General features: G+C 58.3%; 6 protein-coding genes. 2 read left to right on the top strand and 4 right to left on the bottom strand.

Annotation, left to right across the window (positions count from 1 at the left end; all coding sequences use genetic code 11):
• The first annotated feature begins 335 nt into the window (after positions 1 to 335).
• Positions 336 to 635 (top strand): DUF6124 family protein, encoded by a 300-nt coding sequence (locus AC1DH9_RS26575; RefSeq protein ID WP_427544180.1) that lies wholly within the window; start codon positions 336 to 338, stop codon positions 633 to 635.
• 35 nt (positions 636 to 670) lie between these two features.
• The gene (locus AC1DH9_RS26580) at positions 671 to 931 is read left to right on the top strand and encodes a hypothetical protein (protein WP_427544177.1); all 261 of its coding nucleotides are present in this window, start codon (positions 671 to 673) and stop codon (positions 929 to 931) included.
• 326 nt (positions 932 to 1,257) lie between these two features.
• Here the strand turns inward: AC1DH9_RS26580 and AC1DH9_RS26585 are convergent, their stop codons facing one another.
• The 4 genes from AC1DH9_RS26585 to AC1DH9_RS26600 all read right to left on the bottom strand — a co-directional run bounded on the left by AC1DH9_RS26585 (position 1,258) and on the right by AC1DH9_RS26600 (position 3,332).
• Complete coding sequence (locus AC1DH9_RS26585) at positions 1,258 to 1,386, bottom strand: hypothetical protein (RefSeq protein WP_427544174.1); 129 nt, start codon at positions 1,384 to 1,386, stop codon at positions 1,258 to 1,260.
• A gap of 219 nt (positions 1,387 to 1,605) precedes the next feature.
• Positions 1,606 to 2,301, bottom strand: a complete 696-nt coding sequence (arsH, locus tag AC1DH9_RS26590; RefSeq protein ID WP_103319236.1) for an arsenical resistance protein ArsH — start codon at positions 2,299 to 2,301, stop codon at positions 1,606 to 1,608.
• 13 nt (positions 2,302 to 2,314) lie between these two features.
• Positions 2,315 to 2,785: an arsenate reductase ArsC gene (locus tag AC1DH9_RS26595; RefSeq protein ID WP_427544170.1), complete on the bottom strand. Its 471-nt coding sequence runs from the start codon at positions 2,783 to 2,785 to the stop codon at positions 2,315 to 2,317.
• Between the two features lie 58 nt (positions 2,786 to 2,843).
• Positions 2,844 to 3,332: a hypothetical protein gene (locus AC1DH9_RS26600; RefSeq protein WP_427544167.1), complete on the bottom strand. Its 489-nt coding sequence runs from the start codon at positions 3,330 to 3,332 to the stop codon at positions 2,844 to 2,846.
• Positions 3,333 to 3,545: the final 213 nt, after the last annotated feature.

Here is a 3,545-nt window from a genome sequence, read left to right on the forward strand (position 1 = left end):
GTCCAACACACCACACCAGCATCGGACATTTCCTTCAACCCGCATCGGTTCTAGCCGCTTTTCCGCCAGTCACCTCACCATATAGCCYTCCCCAGTCGCTGCAAAATCAGCGGCCGGATGTGGAAGTCCGTTCTATAGCTAAAGGCGCCCAAGCGCCCATAAACACATGTCGGCGTTTTTTTATGCCAACATTGTCGTGTTATGGCGGCTGTGCGCGGGGCACTCCCGAGTGCGCCGGGATCCTTTAGCCCCGGTCTTCCACACCTGCGTACGGCTGCCACCCTCATGTGGAAGTGAGATTGGCGGTTCACTGAATTGCTAAAGGAGCTTCACCCATGAAAAAGATCACCCCCAATCCCCCCGAAACCCCAGCCGTTTCCGACCCCACCACCCACATCTTCACCATCGCCCCCAACGTCGACACCGAAACCCTGCTAATCCACACCTCCGAAACCCTCGCATCCCTGAACGCCATGACCACCGACCTGGCCTTCGAACTCGAAGGTTCGCGCCGCCATGTTGCGTTGGCGATGCAGCAACTGGTGGTACTCAGCGAGTTGTTGGTGAATCGCGCGCTGGAGCACTTCGATACGCCGGACTTGGCGTCCGGGGTTTCCTCGGCTGCTCGTCACTGAGTGCTCACGCGGGTTCATTCACTGGAGGTTTTGCCATGGCTCGATACATGCCGATCACCGGCATTGATTGCACAATTGCGTCGCTGTTGATCGACACCGAAGCGCCGGTCGATGTGCTGCATGACACGGCGGCGTACCGTATTTGCAGCGTGACGCAATTGCTGGAGACGCTTTCCTTGGGCGAGGGGCTTGGTCGTGATGCTTTGCTGTTGCGGGACTTTGCGCGGGTGTTGGTGATTCCGCTGCGCGATGGGTGTGATTTGATGGATGTGGTTGGGAGGCGGTTGCGGAGGTAGAGCAAAGGGGCGGCCGTGAGGTTGCCCCTTTTTGGTTGGGTTTGTCCCGTTCTGTAGCAGTTGTCGAGCCTGCGTCAGGCCTGGGCCGCGTTTGGATGAGGCGGTGGTGAATCAGGGAACGCGTTCCTTCACGCAAACCGCGTACTCAGGATTTGCGAGGACTTTGTCCTCGAACGCAGCCTCGCGGGCTCGGCAGCTGCTACGGGGGTGGTTTTTTCCGTGTTTCAGCTTGGTGTAGATATGTATCGGTGCAGTCAGTGGGGGCGGGTTGGTTTTTTATAATAACCAACTTTATCTGCCCACTTGTTTTTGAAAGTGACCGACAGTCAATCTACGCGCTCATTGGCCTCTTTCATGGCCTGTTCTTTCTTCCGGTTTTTTAAATCTCTTCTGGCAGCCCAAATAAGACCGATGACTGTAACGGCAACAAGGATAATGATTTGTTCAGTAGGCATTTGCTTTCCTTCATAAAGCATTCGTTGGAATAGCGACGTCCCTGAATTCGCATAAGGTTTGTCCATGCTAATCAACGAAAGGAATGCATTTGTTAAGAATGTGTACCTCAGATGTAAAAGAGTGTGATCGGAGGAGGGGGGAATAATTAAAGTGTTACAGAAGTTGTAGAAAGTATGCAGGGGCGGCCATTGCGGTCGCCCCTTGTTTATTTCACGGCTTTATATCGAGCGCTGGTTAACCCGCTTGCTCAATTCCTCGGCGCTTTCCTTGCGCTCCGAGTAGCGGTCGACCAGATCGGGGCGGTCGCGTAGCAGGAGGGTGAATTTCAGCAGTTCTTCCATCACGTCGACCACGCGGTCGTAGAGCGCGGAGGGTTTCATGCGGTTCTGGTCGTCGAACTCCAAGAAGGCCTTCGGCACGGAGGACTGGTTGGGAATGGTGAACATGCGCATCCAGCGCCCCAGCACGCGCAGTTGGTTGACGGTGTTGAACGACTGCGAGCCGCCCGAGACCTGCATCACGGCCAGGGTTTTGCCCTGGGTCGGGCGTACGGCGCCCATCGCCAGCGGCACCCAGTCTATTTGCGCCTTGAACACGGCGGACATCGAGCCGTGGCGTTCCGGCGAGCACCACACCTGGCCTTCGGACCACTGCATCAAGGTCAGCAGTTCCTGGACTTTCGGGTGGTCGCTGGGCGCGTCGTCCGGCAGCGGCAGGCCGGACGGGTTGAAGATCCGCGTTTCGGCGCCGAAGTGTTCCAGCAGCCGGGCCGCTTCTTCCACCAGCAGGCGGCTGAACGAGCGTGGACGGGTCGAGCCGTAGAGCAGCAATATGCGTGGCTTGGGGTTGTCGACCGCGGCGTGGTGCAAGGTGTCGGACAGCAGCGAGTCGAGGTTTGGCAGTTGATCGCTCATGCGGCGCTCCAGGCTAAAGGGTGGCGATGCGCTCGAGTTCGTGCTGGAGTGCAGCGGCGTCGAGGCGTTCGAAGGGCAACTGGAGGAAGGCGCGGCAACGGGGTTCGATGGTGGCCAGCGTGGCGTTGAAGGCGGCGGTGATTTGTTCTTCGCTACCGCTGACGTCGGACGGGTCTTCAAGCCCCCAATGCGCCTTGAGTGCGGGGCCGAAATACACCGGGCAGGTTTCACCGGCCGCCTTGTCGCACACGGTGATGACGATGTCTGGCGGGCTGTCTGCAAAGGCGTCGTTGCCCTTGCTGCTCAGCCCGTCAGTGGCAATGCCGGCGGCCTGCAAGGTGGTCAGGCTGCGTGGCAGGACCTGGCCTTTGGGAAAGCTGCCGGCGCTCACCGCCTCGAAACCTGCCGGGGCGAGGTGGTTGAACATGGCTTCGGACAGGATGCTGCGGCAGCTGTTGGCCGTGCACATGAACAGGACTTTCATCGGTTACTCGGATCGGCAGGGAAGGGTGAAACCCCGTGATGCTTCCCCGCGTGGCGCTCTAGAGCTTCAGGCCTTCCTGTATCACCGAGAGAAAGCTGTCCTCATCGAGCTCGACCGGATCCGGTCGAGGTTGTCCGCTGCGCGGGATCGTCTGGATCTGCCAGTGCGCTTCACCGTGTTCGGTCTCGGCCCGGCGCAAATACAGCTGTTGGCCTTTGGAGAGGATATCGACACGGCCCATGCCGCCAATGACGAAGCGCGCGATGGGGTCGAGGGTGATGCTGTGGTGGTTGCCCTCGATCAGCAGCTTGTCGATGGCGTAGTTGAAGGTCTCGCCGGAGGGGAGATTTTCGATAACGTGTGTGGGGATGCGGCGAATGTTCAAGCCGGCTTCGGTCAGTGGCTCCAGCCATGTTTCAAGCTGGTGGTACATCTCATAGACCTGTATCGGCCAATGCTCAATCGCCGTGTCTGCGCAGGCTTCGGCGTCCGCACGGGTTTGTTGTTTCTGTTTCAGTTTTGCAGCGAGCTCATCTGCCTTACTCATTTCGATTTCCTATCGTGACGTAAGTGTAAGCGTAGCGACTTCACGGTACTTCACCTTGGCGGGTGATGACCAGTCAGAATTCGTTGCCATTAGCGGTTCGTTTTCCCGTTCATCATGCCCAGCAGAAGCTCTTCCACCAGCGGCAATTCGGTGAACCCGTCACTGGCCAGGAAGTGCCCGCCATGCTCTAGCGCATGGAAGTGCGCCTTCAGT

This window comes from Pseudomonas sp. 05T35 (assembly GCF_056396605.1).